This window comes from Aeromonas sp. S19(2024), from assembly GCF_041402625.1.
Taxonomy (GTDB): Bacteria; Pseudomonadota; Gammaproteobacteria; order Enterobacterales; family Aeromonadaceae; genus Aeromonas; species Aeromonas caviae.
This window is the reverse complement of the sequence record NZ_JBGLQU010000006.1, coordinates 74,044-91,562: the sequence shown is the minus strand read 5'-3', so window position 1 is coordinate 91,562 and position 17,519 is coordinate 74,044. Positions and strand designations below refer to the sequence as shown.

At 63.1% G+C, this 17,519-nt stretch carries 16 protein-coding genes and 1 other RNA gene; 4 read left to right on the top strand and 13 right to left on the bottom strand.

Annotation, left to right across the window (positions count from 1 at the left end; translation table 11 throughout):
- Nucleotides 1–80 precede the first annotated feature (80 nt).
- The 3 genes from ACB037_RS13885 to ACB037_RS13875 all read right to left on the bottom strand — a co-directional run bounded on the left by ACB037_RS13885 (nucleotide 81) and on the right by ACB037_RS13875 (nucleotide 3,382).
- Nucleotides 81–1,301: an FAD-dependent 2-octaprenylphenol hydroxylase gene (locus tag ACB037_RS13885; RefSeq protein ID WP_371175455.1), complete on the bottom strand. Its 1,221-nt coding sequence runs from the start codon at nucleotides 1,299–1,301 to the stop codon at nucleotides 81–83.
- A 100-nt stretch (nucleotides 1,302–1,401) separates the two neighbouring features.
- Entirely contained in the window at nucleotides 1,402–2,625 is a 1,224-nt protein-coding gene (gene ubiH, locus ACB037_RS13880) for a 2-octaprenyl-6-methoxyphenyl hydroxylase (protein ID WP_371175454.1), read from the bottom strand.
- 187 nt (nucleotides 2,626–2,812) lie between these two features.
- A complete protein-coding gene (locus ACB037_RS13875; protein ID WP_042864005.1) occupies nucleotides 2,813–3,382 on the bottom strand; it encodes a UPF0149 family protein in 570 nt (189 codons plus the stop codon).
- A gap of 173 nt (nucleotides 3,383–3,555) precedes the next feature.
- On the opposite strand from ACB037_RS13875, the gene zapA reads away from it, so the two are divergent.
- On the top strand, nucleotides 3,556–3,888 hold the full coding sequence (zapA, locus tag ACB037_RS13870; RefSeq protein ID WP_010675086.1) for a cell division protein ZapA: 333 nt from the start codon (nucleotides 3,556–3,558) through the stop codon (nucleotides 3,886–3,888).
- Between the two features lie 16 nt (nucleotides 3,889–3,904).
- Nucleotides 3,905–4,087: non-coding RNA, 6S RNA (ssrS, locus tag ACB037_RS13865), on the top strand.
- Nucleotides 4,088–4,221: 134 nt separating this feature from the next.
- Here the strand turns inward: ssrS and emrD are convergent.
- The 8 genes from emrD to ACB037_RS13825 form a co-directional block, all read right to left on the bottom strand.
- A complete protein-coding gene (emrD, locus tag ACB037_RS13860; RefSeq protein ID WP_039038746.1) occupies nucleotides 4,222–5,421 on the bottom strand; it encodes a multidrug efflux MFS transporter EmrD in 1,200 nt (399 codons plus the stop codon).
- 270 nt (nucleotides 5,422–5,691) lie between these two features.
- On the bottom strand, nucleotides 5,692–7,122 hold the full coding sequence (locus ACB037_RS13855; protein ID WP_371175453.1) for an ABC transporter ATP-binding protein: 1,431 nt from the start codon (nucleotides 7,120–7,122) through the stop codon (nucleotides 5,692–5,694).
- Complete coding sequence (locus ACB037_RS13850; protein ID WP_010675089.1) at nucleotides 7,119–7,925, bottom strand: ABC transporter permease; 807 nt, start codon at nucleotides 7,923–7,925, stop codon at nucleotides 7,119–7,121. Before ACB037_RS13850 ends, ACB037_RS13855 begins: the two co-directional genes overlap by 4 nt.
- Nucleotides 7,926–7,927: 2 nt before the next feature.
- Complete coding sequence (locus ACB037_RS13845) at nucleotides 7,928–8,890, bottom strand: ABC transporter permease (protein ID WP_029314710.1); 963 nt, start codon at nucleotides 8,888–8,890, stop codon at nucleotides 7,928–7,930.
- Nucleotides 8,887–10,413 carry an ABC transporter substrate-binding protein gene (locus ACB037_RS13840; protein WP_103242977.1) on the bottom strand — a complete coding sequence of 509 codons (1,527 nt, stop codon included), beginning with the start codon at nucleotides 10,411–10,413 and terminating at the stop codon, nucleotides 8,887–8,889. Before ACB037_RS13840 ends, ACB037_RS13845 begins: the two co-directional genes overlap by 4 nt.
- 195 nt (nucleotides 10,414–10,608) lie before the next feature.
- Nucleotides 10,609–11,271, bottom strand: coding sequence for a glutathione S-transferase family protein (locus ACB037_RS13835; RefSeq protein ID WP_113977567.1), 663 nt, complete (start codon nucleotides 11,269–11,271; stop codon nucleotides 10,609–10,611).
- Nucleotides 11,272–11,302: 31 nt separating this feature from the next.
- Nucleotides 11,303–11,911 (bottom strand): glutathione S-transferase family protein, encoded by a 609-nt coding sequence (locus ACB037_RS13830; protein WP_316287030.1) that lies wholly within the window; start codon nucleotides 11,909–11,911, stop codon nucleotides 11,303–11,305.
- Nucleotides 11,912–12,031: 120 nt separating this feature from the next.
- A complete protein-coding gene (locus tag ACB037_RS13825) occupies nucleotides 12,032–12,487 on the bottom strand; it encodes a hypothetical protein (RefSeq protein ID WP_048207895.1) in 456 nt (151 codons plus the stop codon).
- A 200-nt stretch (nucleotides 12,488–12,687) separates the two neighbouring features.
- Here ACB037_RS13825 and suhB point away from each other — a divergent pair, with 200 nt between their 5' ends.
- Nucleotides 12,688–13,491: an inositol-1-monophosphatase gene (gene suhB / locus ACB037_RS13820; protein ID WP_039038754.1), complete on the top strand. Its 804-nt coding sequence runs from the start codon at nucleotides 12,688–12,690 to the stop codon at nucleotides 13,489–13,491.
- A 100-nt stretch (nucleotides 13,492–13,591) separates the two neighbouring features.
- On the opposite strand, the gene ACB037_RS13815 is transcribed toward suhB, so the two are convergent.
- Together ACB037_RS13815 and ACB037_RS13810 are read right to left on the bottom strand one after the other, a co-directional pair.
- A complete protein-coding gene (locus ACB037_RS13815) occupies nucleotides 13,592–14,467 on the bottom strand; it encodes an OmpA family protein (RefSeq protein ID WP_039038755.1) in 876 nt (291 codons plus the stop codon).
- A 68-nt stretch (nucleotides 14,468–14,535) separates the two neighbouring features.
- A complete protein-coding gene (locus tag ACB037_RS13810) occupies nucleotides 14,536–16,509 on the bottom strand; it encodes a methyl-accepting chemotaxis protein (RefSeq protein ID WP_319884692.1) in 1,974 nt (657 codons plus the stop codon).
- 145 nt (nucleotides 16,510–16,654) lie between these two features.
- Here ACB037_RS13810 and rnt point away from each other — a divergent pair, with 145 nt between their 5' ends.
- Entirely contained in the window at nucleotides 16,655–17,317 is a 663-nt protein-coding gene (gene rnt, locus ACB037_RS13805) for a ribonuclease T (RefSeq protein WP_010675098.1), read from the top strand.
- Nucleotides 17,318–17,519 lie beyond the last annotated feature (202 nt).

Genomic DNA, 17,519 nt, shown 5'->3' with positions numbered 1-17,519 from the left:
CGCCAACATTAAAGGCTGACCCCCCAAAGGGTCATCTCGCCCTGTCAGATTAGTTTTTTTGTTAAAACCCCGGGGTAAGATTAGATTTTTTCACCCTTGGCCAGGGTGGGCAGCTCCCCATCCAGCCCCATGGCGGCCCGGATCATGCCCTGCTTGAGGGGGCCAAGACCGTCGACGGCGCGAAGCCCCACCCCGCGCACCAGCTTCTTGAGGGGGTTGCTGCCCGCAAACAGTCGCTTGAGCCCCTCCATGGCCGCCAGCATGCGCGCCGCCTCGCTCTTGCGCCAGCGCTCGTAGCCCCGCAGGTTGGCGAGCAGGCCGATGTCCGCGCCCTTGCCGTGATGAATGAGGATCTGCTCCGCCAGAGCGGCGGCATCCAGCAAGCCCAGATTCACCCCCTGCCCCGCCAGCGGGTGGATGGTGTGGGCCGCATCCCCCACCAGCACCAGCCGCTCGCGGGCAAAGTCGCGGGCATAGCGGGCGGTGAGCGGGATGGCGCTGCGCACCCCTTCCACCTTGCACAGACCCAGCCGGCCGTCGAACGCGGTAGTGAGCTGGCGGTTGAACTGCTCTTCATCGCACTGACAGAGCGCCTCGGCCCGTTTGGCGGGCACCGACCAGACGATGGAGCAGAGATCCGGTTGCCACAGGGGCAGGAAGGCGAGCGGCCCCTCGGGGGTGAAGATCTGGCGCGCCACCGCCTCATGGGGCTCGGCACAACGCACCGTCGCCACCAGGGCGTGATGACCGTAATCCCAGCTGGTGAGCGGGATATCGGCCTGACGGCGCACCCAGGAGTGGGCGCCATCGGCGGCCACCACCAGCTTGGCCGAGAGGGCCTGGCCATCTTCCAGCAGCAGCAGGGCCCCCGCTGGCCCGCACTGCAGGCTGGTGGCCCGGGCCGGGGTCAGCATCTGGATATTGCTGGCCCCCGCGATGGCGTCCAGCAGCGCAAGCTGGATCACCCGGTTCTCGACGATGTGGCCAAGGGCCCCCTGACGCAGGCTGGCAGCATCGAAATCGATGTGGCCGAAACTGTCCTGCTCCCACACCTGCATCTTCTCGTAGGGCTGCAGGCGGCGCGCCACTATGCCGTCCCAGGCGCCGACCCCTTGCAGGATGTGCTGACTCGCGAGGCTCAGGGCACTGACCCTGTTGTCCGGCGTCTCACCGAGCGTTGCATCGGGCAGCCGGCCTTCCACGATGGCCACCTTGATCGCCCGGTTCTTGAGGGCGGCAGCGAGCCCCAGGCCCACCATGCCCCCCCCCACGATCACCACATCCACATCTTGCATCTGCATTCTCTTGTGTCCTTTCCGGGCGAGTCGCCAGGATCTGCGAGGCGACGCCCACAGGCGTGCCTCTTGCTCGAAATCGTCTTTGCCGCCGGGGCGACAGCGCTTATTGGCCGCACACCTCGTCCACGAATCCCAGGGTGCGGGAGGCGAGCGGTGCCTTGAGCCAGGGCACTCTGCCCATCAGGGAGAGCGCCAGATTGCGGCCCACCACCAGGGGAGCGTGATGGTTTGAGAAGAGCTGGGCCAGGGAGGACGTGAGCCAGACGGTCTGGGCCTGATCGTCCCGCCGCTGCTGCCAGTAGCCGCTTAGCACCTCAAAGCCGCCGATGTCTTCACCCGCCGCGAGCGCACGGGCCAGGGTCCGGGTCAGCACGTCCAGATCCCGCATGCCGAGGTTGAACCCCTGACCGGCGATGGGGTGCAGCAGGTGGGCGGCGTTACCCACCAGCACGGTGCGCTGGGCCAGCGGGTAGTCGGCCACCGTCAGCACCAGCGGATAGAGGTGGCGCACGCCGGTACGCTCGATGCGCCCGAGGCGCCAGCCAAAAACCTGCTGCAGACGGGCGAGAAAGGCGGCGTCATCCAGTGCAAGCAGCCCCTGTGCCTCGTCCCGCGGCACGCTCCACACCAGAGAAGAGAGGCCGTCCTGCATGGGCAGCAGGGCCAGCGGCCCTCCATCGGTGAAGCGCTCGAAGGCCCGCCCAGCGGGATCCTCGGCGGTCTTGACGGTGGCGATGATGGCGCTCTGGCCATAATCGTGGCGACTGACCGGCATCTTGAAATGCTGGCGCACGAAGGAGTGGCCCCCGTCGGCCGCCACCAGCAGCCGGGTGCGGTAGCGCGCGCCCCCCTCCAGGGCAAGCGTCACTCCCCCCTCGTCGGGGTCGATGGCCTCAAGCCTGGCCGGGCACAACATACGGATCTGCGGGCTGGCGGCGATCGCCTCTTGCAGCACGATGCCCGCCGCCGACAGCTCGATCACCTGACCGAGGGCGGGCAGGCCATACTCTGCCGCCGACAGCCGGGTCTGGCCGCAGTGGCCCCGATCCGACACATGGATATGGGTGATGGGGGAGCAGTGGGGCGCCAGGTGCGGCCAGAGGCCGTGACGGGCCAGCGCCTCGCAGGTACCGGCGGAAAGCGCGATGGCACGGGCATCGAAACCGGGATGAGCATTGAGCTCGGGCGCACTCGCCTCCAGCAGCAGGATCTGCAGGGGGGCGCCATCCTGTCCTTTCAGGGCGGCAAGGGAGAGGGCCAGCACGGCACCGCTCATACCACCGCCGACGATAGCCACGTCGACGTGAACCAGATCAGATTGAGACATGAGAAGAGGGCATAGGCGAAAAAACGTGGGCCAATCCTACCACAAAGGTGGCGGACGGGATGCGAAGCCACGGGCAAAAAACCGCTTTGGCGCCATGGGTTAGCAGAGTACCTCCCCTGCTCTCACCCCTTGTAAAACAGAAAGAGCGCCGTGATGCGCTCTTTCATTGACCCGGTGGGCGGGCAGATCAGTGCAGGGTCGGCGGCGTGCTCGGTGCGGCCGGGCGCTTGCCAAACTCCTCGAACGCCATCATGACCCCGAGGCGCACGTGTTCGTAGAGCACCAGGAAGGAGGCTTCGTTCTCTTCATCTTCCTGATCGAACTCGGCAGAGACCTGGGTGATGCTGGCGATGTCCTGAATCATCTCCTGCAGCTCTTCGGATGCCTTGGAGAGCTCCTGTTGCACCACGCCAAAGCCGGCCAGGAAGGCCTGGGACCAGTCCACCAGCGAGTCGATGCGCTCATCGAGCGGCGCCTCGTCGCTTGGCAGCAGCAGCTCGACGCCCTTTTGTGCCATCAGACTCTCGATCACCTCGTGATAGAGGTCGGTCATCACCTGGCGCACCGGTGCCGGCAGACCGAAACCGTCGTTAATCAGATCATTGAAATGGGGCTGCCAGCTTTTGTCGTCCAGGGCCACGCCACCGCACACCAGGCCGCAGATCACCCCATGGGCCTCGACGGCCGTCGCCATGAGGTCGTGCTGTGCCATCAGGTCCGCCACGGCGGCGTATTTCAGGGGGTTTGTTTTGCTCATCTAGGATCCGCTCAAAGTTCAGGCAAATATGCAGAATTTATGGCCGAGATCCTAGCATTCTCCCCCTGCCAGAGCCAGCAAGGCCTTGAAACTTCTGCATCTGCGCTATATAGTCCCGCCCAGTTGTCCACGTGGATAAAGGCGGAAATCAGCCCCGCCGTATTGAGGAAGGCATGAGCATAGAGGCCGTAGAAATCGTCATTCTGGGACGTCCCTACAAGGTGTCCTGTCCCCTGGGACAACAAGATGCCCTGCGCCAGGCCGCCGACCAGCTGACCGACAAGCTCATTGAGCTTCGTCAACGTTCCAAGGTCTCCAGCAACGAACAGCTGGCCGTCATGGCAGCGCTCAATTTCTGTCATGAGCTCTGCCTTGAAAAAGAGAAAAACCACCAATACTCTGAGACCATGGACAAGCGGATCAAGATGCTGCAACGCACCATCGAAGCCGCCTTGATCGAGCACGGACAATACGGTGAATCCAGCGAAGAGGCGCAACAGCCCTAATCGCACCGAGTTTTGAAATTCCCTGGAGTGTTTGTCAGCCGGTTCAAGTCCCCGAGCCGATATTCATACCAAACAGGGGGTCTGCCTTCTGGCTATTGAGCATGCTCGGCCCGACCGAGAAGCCTGCGGCCAGATTAGATCTCCGCCTTGAACCGACGGTTCAAGGGCCCAAACCGGCAACGGCATCTCCGGGGTACCTACCCAAAAAAGCCCGTCATCACGACGGGCTTTTTCTTTGCCTGCGCGGCAACCCCCCTTCCACTCCCCTGCGGCGTCTCGCCACCCGGCAGGAGGCAGTAAAAGACCCGCCAACGGAGCGGGCTCTTGGCCGTGTCAGACGGCCATCTGCTCGTGGGGCGCGCCGTGGTGGCGCAGCCACACAAAGCTCAAGGCCACGATCAGCACCATCACCGTCATGATGGCCCCCAGGGTCACCTGCCCCGTCATCGGGAAGCTGGCGGCCAGCAGGGTTACCACGCCAGCCCCCAGATTCTGCATGCCCCCGAGCACGGCTCCCGCGGTGCCCGCCTGACCCGGGAAGGGCTCGATGGCACAGGAGGTGGCGGTCGGATAGAGAATGCCGCTGCCAATGAAGTAGACCGCAGCCCCGCCCACGAGGGAGGCAGCGCTCACCATGCCGAGCAGCCCGGGTACCAGGATGATGAGCGACCCCAGGGCCAGGAAGGCGATGCCAAGGCGCATCAGCTTGCCCTGGCTCAGGCGAAAACTCAGTCTGGCGGAAAGCCAGGCGCCGAACAGATAACCGGGCAGCGGCAGCACGAACAGCACGCTGACGGTGCGGGCACTCAGCTTGAGCACGTCCCCCAGCAACACCCCGGCCGCCGCCTCGAACACCGCGAGGCCGGCAAAGGTGGCCATAAGACAGAGCAGGTTGCCCTGAAAGCGCGGGTTGCCGAGCACATGACGATAGGCGGCGCCCACCCGCAGCGAATGCTGGCGGGCGGATGCTGGCAGCGTCTCGCCAAACCAGGCCAGCAGCGCCAGGGTGGTCAGGGCACCAAAACCGAACAGGAACCAGTAGCCGGCACGCCAGTTGAACAGCTCGGTGAGCCAGCCGCCCAGCACAGGTGCCAGCAGAGGGGAGAAGATGACCCCCATGCTCACCAGGCTGTTGGCACGGTTGAGCTCGGCGCCACTGTAACGGTCGCGCATGACGGTCCGGCTCATGGCGCCCCCTGCCCCGGTGCCCAGCCCCTGGATCAGGCTGCCCGCCAGCAAGGCGGTGAAGCTCGGGATCAGCTGGATGGTGAGGGTGCCGACCAGGAAGATCATCATGCCGATGATGAGCACAGGGCGACGACCGATGCGATCCGACAAGGGGCCATAAACGAACTGGGAGAGGCCGTAGGGAATGAGGTAGCAGGCCATCACCGCCTGCAGCTGGCCGGAGGCCACATGGAAGTCCCCCGCCATCATGGGAATGGAGGGCACATAGAGGGTCTGGGTCATCTGACCCACGGCGACCATCAGGATGGTCAGGAAAAACAGGGGATAGAAGCTGTGCCGATACATATCTCGTCCGAAAAAAATCAAAAAGCCGCCACCCTCCGGGCAGGGATCTGCAGGAGGTGTCTGACAAAGGTCGTTGAAGAGGAACAAGGCGGAGGACCCGCACCCGCCAGCAGCAGGACGCTCTCTGGCTTGCGACAATCTTAGTGATTCATATCACAAAAAACGAACAAAACTTTATAATCTGCTTACCCAAGTTTTTCTAATGCGACGGGGCCCAAGGCCCCGTCACTGTCATCTCATCATGGGGGAAGGGTTCATCCTGTCCCCTCTTTACCCCACTCTTCTCACCTCGGCCGACGCGCCTTCGAACATGGGGGTACCTGCCTCCCCGAGTCTCAGACAACGAGGAGCAACCTTGCCGGCCAGCCCCTCGTCATGGGTCACTAGCAGCAAGGCGCAGCCTATCTCTTCCAGTTCCTCCAGCAGACAGGCGATGGTCTGTTGCTGGCTCAGGGGATCGAGCCGGGACGTGGGCTCATCGGCGAACAGCAGCACGGGGCGCAGCAGCAGGGCCCGGATAAGCGACAGCCGCTGCAGCTCCCCTCCCGAGACCTGGTTTGGCAGGCGCGTCAACAGCCGTTCATCCAGCCCCAACCGGGCCAGATAGTCGACAAGCCGATGGCGAGGCAGCCTGTGCAGACGCAGCACATCATCGAACTGGGTGGCGAGGCGCACTTGGCTTGCAAAGGCCTGCACCGGATCCTGATAGAGCTTCTGCCAGCGGCAGGGGGCTATCCCTTCCCGGCGCAGCACCTCCCCTTGCAGGGGGCGTTGCAGACCTAGCAGCACGTTGCCGAGGGTGCTCTTGCCCGCGCCGCTCGGCGCTATGATGGCCATTCGCTCCCCTTGCGCCAGGGCAAGGTCGAGCCCCGTGAACAGGGGTTGATCCCCATATCCCATGGCAAGCCCCTTCCCGCGGATGAGCCAGTCACCGGTGGGAGGGACAGCCGCCTCGGGCCAGGCGGAGGGCTCCGCCGCCAGCAGGGCCCGGGTATAGGCATGGGATGGCGTGTGCAGCACACGCTCGGCGGGCCCCTGCTCCACGATCTCTCCTCCCTTGACCACCAGCACCCAGCCCCCCAATGCGCGAGCCAGGGAGAGATCATGGGTGATCGTCAGCAGATGGCGCCCACGGGCCAGGTAGCCCAGCAACAAGGCACCCAGCCTGGCTGCGGCCCGGCTGTCGAGCCCCTTGGTGGGCTCGTCGGCCACCAGCAGACGGGCCTCCCCCAGGGTGGCGGCGGCAAAGGCCGCACGCTGGGCCATGCCTCCCGAGAGCTGGTGCACAAAGGCGCCCTCCCGCCCGGCCAGTCCAAGCCGCTCGAGGGCGGCGCGGGCCCGCGATCGGGCCTCCTTGCCGCCTGGCAGCCACCCCTCCTCCACCTGGGCAAGCAACCCCATGGTGGGATCCAGCGCCAGCACCGGCTCCTGGGGCAGCATCGCCAGCTCCCGCCCCCAGAGAGTGCGCAGGCGAGGCGTCTCGGCCAGGTTGTGATGGCGGCCACCCGACACCATCTCGCCCCGGCCTGTCAGGGGGGCTGGCAACGTCCCCATCAGGGCATGAGCCAACAGGGATTTGCCCGAGCCGCTCTCCCCGATCAGAGTCAGGGCGGTGCCGGGATGAATGGTGAAATCCAGCGCCTGCAACAGGGTTTTGGGGCCATCATCGACCTGCAACCCCTTGATATGAATGGCCGTCATGAGGTGGCTCCTTGTGAAGATGGCATGTCAAGGCCGCGCGTCTGATGAAGCAGCACCAGAGCCAGCAACATCAGCCCCATGACAAGAATGGGGGCCAGTAACAGACGGGGAGCCTCCTGATAGTGGGGCAGCGCCTCCGTCATCATCAGCCCCAACTCCGGCGTGGGCGGCTGAATGCCCACTCCGACAAAGCCCAGGGTAGAGAGGGTTAGAATGGCACCCGCTAGGCCGAAGGCCATCATGGTGAGCAACTGGGGGGCGAGCTCGGGCCAGAGATGGCGCCGCACCACATGGGCATGGCCGAATCCCAGCAGACGGGACGCCTCCACCTGGGGCGAGGCGAGCAGCCCCCGGCTGCGGGCACGCACTACCCGGTAATACTCCACCCACTGGGCCATGGCCAAGCCGAGATAGAGGATGGCAAAGCCCCCCTGGGCCATGGCGGAGAAGAGCAGCACCAGCAACAGGCCTGGCAGGGCCAGCACGCCGTCGGCCAGGCTGCGCAGCAGACCGTCGACCCAGCCGCCGCGCCAGGCCGAGAGCCAGCCCAGCAATGACCCCAACAGCGCCGCCGTGATGACGCACAGCAGTCCCAGCAGCAGGGAGAGCCGGGTCGCCGCCGCGAGGCGCGCCATCAGGCTGCGCCCCATCTGATCCCGCCCGAGGGGCTCCTGCCAGGAGGGATCAGCCAGAAACTGTGCCAGATCCTGAGCCGCCGGATCGGGCCAGAGCACGGGACCCAGCAGGGCAAACAGCACCACCAGCAGGAGCAGGCCCAGCCCCGTTTTGACAGACAACGACATGATCAGGACTCCTTGGGACCACGGGGGTCAATGGCAAGACAAAGCAGATCGGTGAGGGTATTGAGCAACACGAAGAGCACCGCCAGCACCAGCACTGTCCCCTGAACCATGGGGATGTCGCGCCAGAAGATGGCGTGCACCAGCGCATGGCCGATCCCGGGCCAGGCAAACAGGCTCTCGACCACCACGACCCCCTCGATGAGCAGCACCAGCTGCACGCTGGTGTAGGCGATGATGCTGACCCCGGTGTTGCGCAGACCGTGGCGCCAGAAAACCCGGGCCGGCGAAAGCCCCTTGGTGAGGGCAAATCGGTAATAACCGGACTGCACCACGGTGAGCACGCTTTCACGCACCACCCGGGAGAGCACGCCGGAGAGCCCCAATCCCAGGGTCAGGGCGGGCAGCAGCAGGTTGCTCCCCTCCCCGTGCCCTGCCGCACTGACCCAGCCCAGCTCCACCGAGAGCATCACCATGAGCACCAGGCCGAGCAAGAAGGGGGGCAACGCACGCATCAGCACGCTCCAGCCCAGGGTCAGGCGATCACACCATCCCCCCGGGCGCAGCGCACTCAGGCTGCCAAGCGGCAGCGCCACCACCAGCGCCAGCACCACGGAGGCGCTCGCGAGCGTCAGGGTGGCGCCCAGGTGATGACCCACGTCGGCGGCGACCGGTGCGCCCGTCACCAGGGAGCTGCCGAGATCCCCTTGCAGCAAGGCCCATAGCCAGTCACCAAAACGGGCAAGGGCCGAGCCGGCCAGCCCCAGCTCGCTGCGCACCGCGTTGGCCGCCTCGGCGGTGACATAGTCATAGCCATAACGACCCGCCGCGATGCGAAAGGCGATGTCTCCGGGCAGGGACTGCACCATCAGAAAACAGAGTCCGGCCACCAGCAGGGCAACCACCAGCGCCTGCACCAGACGCTGACCCAGTATCCCCATGACGCGAGACAAGGGTGTCGCTGTCATCGTGCGCTCCATGTCAACTTGTCCAGGCCATAGCTGCGCTCCTGGGGATCGAGTTCAAACCCCTCCAGCCCCCGACTGACCGCCGCGCTCTGGCGGTACCAGGCGATGGGCAGGAGCGGCAACTCCTGTTGCAGTGTCGTGGCTATCTCCCGGCGAGCCGCAGCGGCGTCTGTGGGCGACAAGGCTTGCGTGGCAAGGCGGGTCAGCGTTTGCGTCATGGCCGGGGAGTGCCAGTTCATCACCCCCCAGTCCGCACCGGCAGGGGCCAAGTCCCCCAGCAAAGTGACCAGGGGATCCGGTACCAGGGCATAATTGCGGGCGTAGAGACCAAGCTGGAGGGAGCCGTCCTGATGGCCCGCCGGGATCTCGCTCGAGTTGCCCACCGCCACCTTGAGATCCACCCCCACCGCCTTCCACTGCGCCTGCAGTGCCGTGGCGAGGAGCGGCAGCTCCGGACGGTCAGGGAAGGTACGCAAGGTCAGGGCGAAGCGCTCTTCCCCCTTGCGCAGCACACCGTCCTCTCCCGGCTGCCAGCCTGCCGCCGCGAAGGCCGCCCGGGCCGCCTTGACGTCATAGGCAAGCGGCGTCAACCCGAGCTGGTGCCACTCCCCCAGAGTGGGGGGAAAGAGCTGGGTTGCCGCCATCTCGGGATCCCGCAGCAAGGCGGCTGCCATACCACGACGATCGATGGCGAGACTCAGGGCACGGCGCACCACCGGATCGCTCAGACGGGGATCGGCGCCATTGAGCTTGAGCTGGATGGTCCGTGGCAGGGTGACCGAGGCGATGGAGACCCGTGATGCCTGCTGCAAGCGGCGGATGCTGACCGGATCCAGCCCCCAGGCGATGTCGGCCTGACCGCTCTCAGCCATCAGGGTGCGGCTCTCTGCACGCCCCACCGTCAGGTAGCTGACCTCCTCGATTGCGGGCCTTGCCCCCTGCCAGCCGTCGAAACGCACAGTCTCTATCCGCTGGGGTTGTTGCAGGCGGGTGATGCGGTAGGGGCCAGAGCCTATCACCTGGGTTACCTCCCCCTTGGCATCGTAGGCGGCCTTCGCCAGGATCTGGGTGCTGGGGTGGGCCAGCACGGCCGGCAGGGAGGCGAAGGGTTCGCTCAGGGTGACCTTCAAGACGCCATCTCCAGCCTCGATGGACGCAATGGGAGCGCTGGTCATCACGCCGGGCTTGCGCCAGGCCTGTTGCAGGGCAAAAGCGGCCTGCTCGGCGCTCACCTCGCTGCCATCGTGAAAACGGGCCCCGGGGCGCAACGTGAATCGCCATTGCAGACCGTCATCGCTACGCGACCACTCACTGGCAAGCCCGGGTTGCAGATTGCCTTTCCCATCGACATCCACCAGGGTCTCCGCCACCTGCATGCGAGTAAAGAAGACCCCGTTGCTGGCGGGGTCGACACTGTGGATCTCCCAAGGCCCCACCATGGCAAGCGGTTTGCCGTCGGCTGCAGTCGTTCCTGCCATCAGAGCCAGGGCGAACCACCCGGCTGCGGTGCATTTTTTTGTCATCCTTTCCATCCAAGCTTCATGTTCATCAACCAAATAGATGGCGTTATAACATAACAATTAATCAGGAAGAATGACTTTTGATTTTTGATAAATGGCTTATTTGAAAGACAAAAAGCGACTGCGATGCAGATCGTCAAACAACGGGGAGTCAAAGGGGAATAAAAAAGATGGCCCGTCAGGGCCATCATGATGGCGTCAGCGAGTCACCATCTGCTGCGCCCGCTTGACCTGATCCTCGGGGCTCTCATTGCGCGGTGGAATGGTGATGCCCTTCTGGCAGGCGGGCCTGGCCTCCATGCGTGCCATCCAGGCCTGCAAATGCACCAACCCATCAATGGAGATACCACTCCAGTCGTGGATGCGCACCCAGGGCCAGGTAGCGATGTCGGCGATGCTGTACTCGTCCGCCAGATACTCATGGTGTGCCAGATGACCGTCGAGCACCTCGAACAGGCGTCGCCCCTCCTTCTGGTAACGCTCGATGGCGGCCGGGATCTTCTCGGGGAAATAGCGATAGAAGACGTTGGCCTGCCCCATCATGGGACCGACGCCCCCCATCTGGAACATCAGCCACTGGATGGCCTGGGAGCGACGCTTGGGATCCTGCGGCAGCAACTTGCCGGTTTTTTCCGCCAGATAGATAAGGATGGCGCCGGACTCGAACACCGCGAAGTCACCATTGTCCCGATCGACGATGGCCGGGATGCGGCCATTGGGGTTGATGGCCAGGAACTCGGGCTTCTTCTGCTCCATGGTCGCGAAATCAAGGGGAATGACCTTGTAGGGCAGCCCCAGCTCTTCGAGGGCGATCGACACCTTGAACCCGTTGGGCGTGGCGGCAGTGTACAACTCTATCATCTTGGACTCCTTGAACGTTCAGGGGAAAGGATCAGGCCTGGGCGCTGGACCGGGCACTTACCCGGTCATGCCAGTCCTGCAAATGGGGCTGTTCGGGGGTGATACGCAGGCCAACCACCTTGCCAAAATCAATGGTACAGAAGGCAAGAATGTCGGCGATGGTGAAGCGTTCCCCCGCAATATAGGGCACCTCGGCAAGACGGGCATCGAGCTTGTCAAACCAGATCTGAGCCTGTTGCTTGCACTCCTCCCCCCATTCGGGGAAGACCCGCTCCCGGTCTTTGTAAAAACCGGTGATATGACGAAACGCCATACCGGTCGGCAACCAGAGGTTGAACTCGATGAAGCGACTCCACATCTCTATGGTGGCGCGCTCCAGCGCGGTGCAGCCAAACAGGTTCGGTTCGGGGTGAAGCTCTTCAAAATAGCGGCAGATGGCCAGGGTTTCACTCAGACAGGTTCCGTCATCGAGTTCCAGCACAGGAATGCGCCCGGCCGGGTTCTTGGTCAAAAAGGCGGGCGCCAGGTTTTCCCCCGCCCCCAGATCGACCTGTTGATATTCCATCTCGATCCCCTTCTCCGCCAGAAACATTCTGACCCGACGGGCATTGGGGGCTCGCCTCAGCTCATAAACCTTCATGTCACCTCCGTCGACGAACACACAGTGAGCCGCTGCGCAGGCCATAGCAAAGCGGCACAATGTCGGTCAGTTATGACAAATATTGTGCCGCTTGAACAGCCCGCATCGAGGGGGAGATGATTAGCTGCTCAGTACCCCTGGTTGGCGCTGGCGCAGCAAGATAAGACGGGAAAGCAGCGGGAAATAGGATTCAAACTTGCTTTGAAGCACCAGGCTGCAGGCAGGATCCGCCAGTTCGGCCTCATCCAGCAGAATGCCGTTGGAGACAAAATAAAAATGCGGATCCCGGACATCCGGCCCCTGTGGAGGATGTTCATACTGTCGATGCACCAACAGGGGAAGCACCGGCAATCCCAGTGCACTGCCTCCTGCTGGCCAGAGCGGAACAGGCCAGGCAGCGCCCTCTTCTTCCAGCAGCAGGATCGCCGCTTCGTCCTTCGACGGTTGCCACTGCTGGGGCTGTGCCACCCGGACCTCGGTGACATAATCGCTCTCTTCGCTGGCGGCACGCAGTGCGGCCAACACACCCAGAGTCGTCGGCGACGACGGTTTCTGACTGACTAATGACAGATTCATGGCTCATATCCCTATGCTCACCACAGCCTGTTATCCGGCTGTCGCGATAAGACTAGTTGATTACAGGTCTTTATTGGAGCCGTCAGATCTGTCAGTCCCCCCCCTGACCGAATGAGGGCATAGCAGTTGCAATTTCCGAATATCTTGGTAAGATGTTGCGTCCTTTTATCCCCCGTTCTTTAACATCCAGTGGTGAACCTATGCATCCGATGCTGAATATCGCCGTGCGCGCTGCGCGCAACGCCGGTCAAGTAGTAGTAAAAGCCTTTTCTCAACCCGAGAACATCGAGGTTATCCAAAAAGGCAGCAATGACTTCGTGACCAACGTTGACCGTGACGCCGAAGCGGCCATCATTCACACCATCAAAAAATCTTACCCGGAACACAGCATCGTTGCTGAAGAGTCTGGCGAGATTGCCGGTACCAATCCGGACTACCAATGGATCATCGACCCACTGGATGGCACGACCAACCTGGTCAAAGGCATTCCGCATTTTGCCGTTTCCATCGCTCTGCGCGTCAAGGGCAAGACCGAACAAGCCGTTGTCTACGATCCCATCCGTGACGAGCTGTTCACTGCCACCCGCGGCAGCGGCGCCCAGCTGAACGGCTACCGCATCCGTGTCGGCAAGGCCAAAGAGCTCTCCGGCACCATCCTGGCCACCGGGTTCCCGTTCAAGCAGAAGCACCACATCGAACCCTACCTGAAGATGTTCCAGAGCATGTTCATCGAGTGTGCCGATATTCGTCGTGCTGGCTCCGCCGCGCTGGATCTCGCCTATGTGGCCGCTGGCCGCGTCGACGGTTTCTGGGAAATCGGCCTGAAACCCTGGGACACAGCCGCCGGTGAGCTGCTGGCCAAAGAAGCCGGCGCCATCGTCACCGACTTCGTCGGTGGTCACAACTACGAAAACTCCGGCAATATCGTGGTGGCCAACCCCCGCGTGCTGAAAGAGATGCTCGGCAAGATCCGCGAAAACCTGCCGGAATCCCTGGCCAAGTAATCCCGGATACCCGCGAAAAAAATGCCAGTCGGTTCGCCGACTGGCATTTTTTATTCCTGACTACAGCGAAAATGCAGCCCCTCTCGATGACTCAACGGGATCAGATAGTGCCGTTGCGTCCCATGTTGATCACCACCCGGCGGTTCTTGGCTCGGCCAGCTTCCGTTTCGTTGGAGGCCACGTGCTGTTTCTCACCGTGCCCTTCCACCGAGATCTTGCCCTCCTCGATGCCGAGATCCACAAACACCTGCTTGATGGCATCCGCCCGCTTCTCGGAGAGCTTCTGGTTTGGCCAGCGGCCGCCATAGCTGTCGCTGTAGGCGTCGATCACCACCACATCGATGCTCTTGTCTGCCTTCACATAATCACCGATCATCGCCAGCCGCCGCTTGGAGGCCGGTGACAACTGATCGCTGTTCTTGTCATAGGAGAGCACGCTGAAGGCGATGTCGTTGAAGCTGTAGGGCAGCAAGCCACTCAGGCAGTCCATGAACGCCTGGTACTTGACCCTGAAATTGACCGACGAGAGCGATACCCGCACCGGCCTGTCCTGACGATACCAGTCGCGATACTGGAAAGTCGGCATACGCCCTCCTTCCAGCTCGTCCAGCATGGTCCAGGCGGTCTGCCCCGCCACCAGGCCGTCAAACTGCTGATAGAACTGCAACTGGCTGATCTGTCGCCCGGCCACCCCGGGACGCCAGCTGGGGGGCATGATCCCGAGGCTCACTGTCTGGGTACGCGCCTGGGGTCGCTGCCCCTTGAGCTCGAAATCCAGATTGATCTTGCGCCCGGCCCGGCTGACAAAGGCCCCGGTTCCCCAGCGGGGAATAGGATGCTCCAGCCTGCACTCCACCTGGGTATCAGAGGTCAGGCGCCAGACGGATTGATCCAGACCGGCGCCAAATTCGGTCACGCCCGCCTGCAACTGCATACTCACTGATATGCTGATCAACCCCAACACCCAAGCATTCAACGGCTTGTCCTCCACACTATCTCGAATTATCTATCGGCAGCGGCAGGACAAGCTTTAGGTCAAAACGCTCAGTGGGGGGAAGAAGGGGCCATCAGCTTGAAGCTGGCGATGCGTCCCGCCAGGTCCCGGGCCAGGGCATCCAGTTCGGCACTGTGTTGTTGCAGGGTATGGGAGTGCTGGCGATGGGCCTCATACACGTCACGGATGGTCATCACGTTTTGCTGGATGTCGTCGGTCACGTAACGCTGCTCCTCGGTGGCGGTGGCCACCTGGGCCGTCATGTCGCTCACCTTGCGCACCTCGTTGACGATGTCGGTCAGCTCGCTCCCCGCCCGTTTGGCCTCCGTCACGCTAAGACCCGCCTGTTCGGTCCCCGTGTGCATGGCAGCCACCGCCTCGTTGGCCCCCTGGCGCAAGCGGCCCAGCATCCGCTCTATGTCATCCGCCGCCTGCTGGGTACGGGAGGCAAGTGCTCTCACCTCGTCGGCCACCACTGCAAAGCCGCGCCCGGATTCACCGGCACGGGCCGCCTCGATGGCGGCATTGAGGGCCAGCAGGTTGGTTCTGTCCGAGATCTGCTTGATGAGGCTCAAGGCCTCCCCCACCGACTCGGTATCCCGATGCAGGCTGTCCACCAGGTGCCGGGTATCCACCAGCGTGCCCGCCACCTGCTGGATGGTGTGGATGGTCTGATCCACCTCCTTGTCACCCTGCTTCGCCCGGCCGATGGCCTGCTGAGTCGCCTGGGAGGTCTGGGTTGCGTTGCGGGCAATCTCCGCGACAGTCGATGCCATCTCGGTGGCGGCAGTCGCCACCAGATCCACCTGCCCGCATCCCCTGACTACGCCGGCATTCACCTCGGCAATGACCTCGGCAGAGCTGGCGGCGCTGCGTATCAGCACGTCACAGGAGTGGCGCACAGCCAGCAGCAAACTCTCCAGGTGCCCGAGGAAATGGTTCAGATCCCGCGCCAGGGCCCCCAGCTCATCCCCGGATCGCCAGTCGACCCGCACGGTCAGGTCGTTCTCCTGCACCAGGCGCTTGAAGGTCTGGTGCAGGGCCATGAAGCCCAGATGCAGATCCCGCACTACCCGCCAGCAGACGAAGGTGGTCAGGACGATGCACAGCAACACGCCAGCCGCCCCCCACCAGAAGTCACTGGCACTCCCGACCCGCATCTGTTCCACACGCTCGAAGAGCTGCTGATAGAGGCTGTCTTCTATCTCCTTGAGCAGGCCTATCTTGTCGGTACTCAAGGCAAACCAGGCCTCCGCATCGACGCCAAAACCGCCGCTGGCCGCCTTGTCCAGGGCCAGTTTCTCCATGGCGGCCACCTTGACCACCACGGGTGAGGCGAGGCTGTCGTTCAGCAACTGACGCTGGGCGGGACTCGCCACCGCCTGGAAACGTTCGAGATAGGTGTTCTGGGCCGCCAGCAGGGAGATGAACTGCTGCAACAGCGCAGGCGTGAAGCTGTCACGGCCAAAGACGTTGCTGAGCGTCGCCCGCTCCAGCCCCGCACGTTCCTTGCTCTGCAGGAAGGCGGCGTAGGCATTGGTCTGCAGGGCGATGGTGGCATCCATGCTGTCGACGCTTATCTTGTCCACCACCGCCAGCAAGGCGGTCACGAGGCGGGTATAGAAGCCGACCTGTTCCGCCACCTCGACCCCCAGGGCGCTGACCCGCTCACGCATGGCGGTGAGTCCGGCCACTCCCTGCTGCACCTCGGTCAGCGCCAGCAAGGCAGGATCCTGATGAAAACGCTGCAACAGGCTGTCCACCACCTTGCGCTGGGCAGGCAGCGCATCGCGAAACTTGTTGCCGCCAGAGCCGAGGAAACCGGCCGACATGCCGCGCTCCCGTTGCAGCTCATGGGCCAGCTGCGCCGCCTCCTTCACCACCGCCAGCGCGACCAAGGCCCCGCTCATCTCCTGTTCGACCCGATAACGTTCATAGACGTACCGGCCGGAGAAAAACAGCAGGGCCAACAGCGGCAGACAGACCACCAACATCATCTTGTGTGCCAATCCCAGCTTCTTCATCGTCCTCTCCCTCCATGGTTGACGTCGCCCATTATAAGCACAGGTGTTTCAAAATGGTCCTCTTGCCGTCCCATGGCGGCAGATAAGGGACAAGGGCACGCTTTTTTGCCATAATGCCGCCTCCTTTCACGCCGACCGAGATACCATGACCGACGCCGTTCACACCCTCAAGGGCCGTTTTCGCGGCTTTTACCCCGTCGTCATCGATGTTGAAACCGCCGGATTCAATGCCAAGACCGATGCCCTGCTGGAAATAGCCGCCCACACCCTCAAGATGGATGAGCAGGGCTGGCTCGTCCCTGACCAGATCTTCCATTTTCATGTCCAGCCCTTTGAGGGCGCCAATCTGGAGAAAGCGGCGCTGGAGTTCACCGGCATCGACCCCTTCAACCCGCTGCGGGGCGCGGTGGACGAGAAGGAAGCACTCACCGAGATCTTCAAGGGGGTGCGCAAGGGCATGAAGGAGCAGGATTGTGGTCGCGCCATCATAGTGGCCCACAACGCCACCTTCGACCACGGCTTCGTGATGGCCGCCGCCGAGCGGGCCGGCCTCAAGCGCAATCCGTTCCACCCCTTCGCCACCTTCGACACCGCCGCCCTCTCGGGTCTTGCCCTGGGGCAGACGGTGCTGGCCAAGGCCTGTCAGAGCGCCAATATCCCCTTTGACAACAAAGAGGCCCACTCGGCCCTCTACGACACCGAGCGCACCACAGAGCTCTTCTGCCACATCGTCAATCGCTGGAAGAGCCTGGGAGGCTGGCCTCTGGCCAACCCGGATGAAACGACGGACACCGAAGACGAGGGCTGAACACTCCCAGCCCCTGCCCAGACAGGCTGCCCATGGCAGCCTGTCTGCATGAGGGGACCTGTCTGGGCAACGAAGAAGGGCCATTTTCCCGGTTCCCGTTCACCTCCAGCAGAAGATGCGTCCCTTGGCCGGGATCTGCCGATTTTTTTCTCGACATTTAGCCTGTTTTTCGCAAACTAGCTGGCTTTCACACGACTGACAG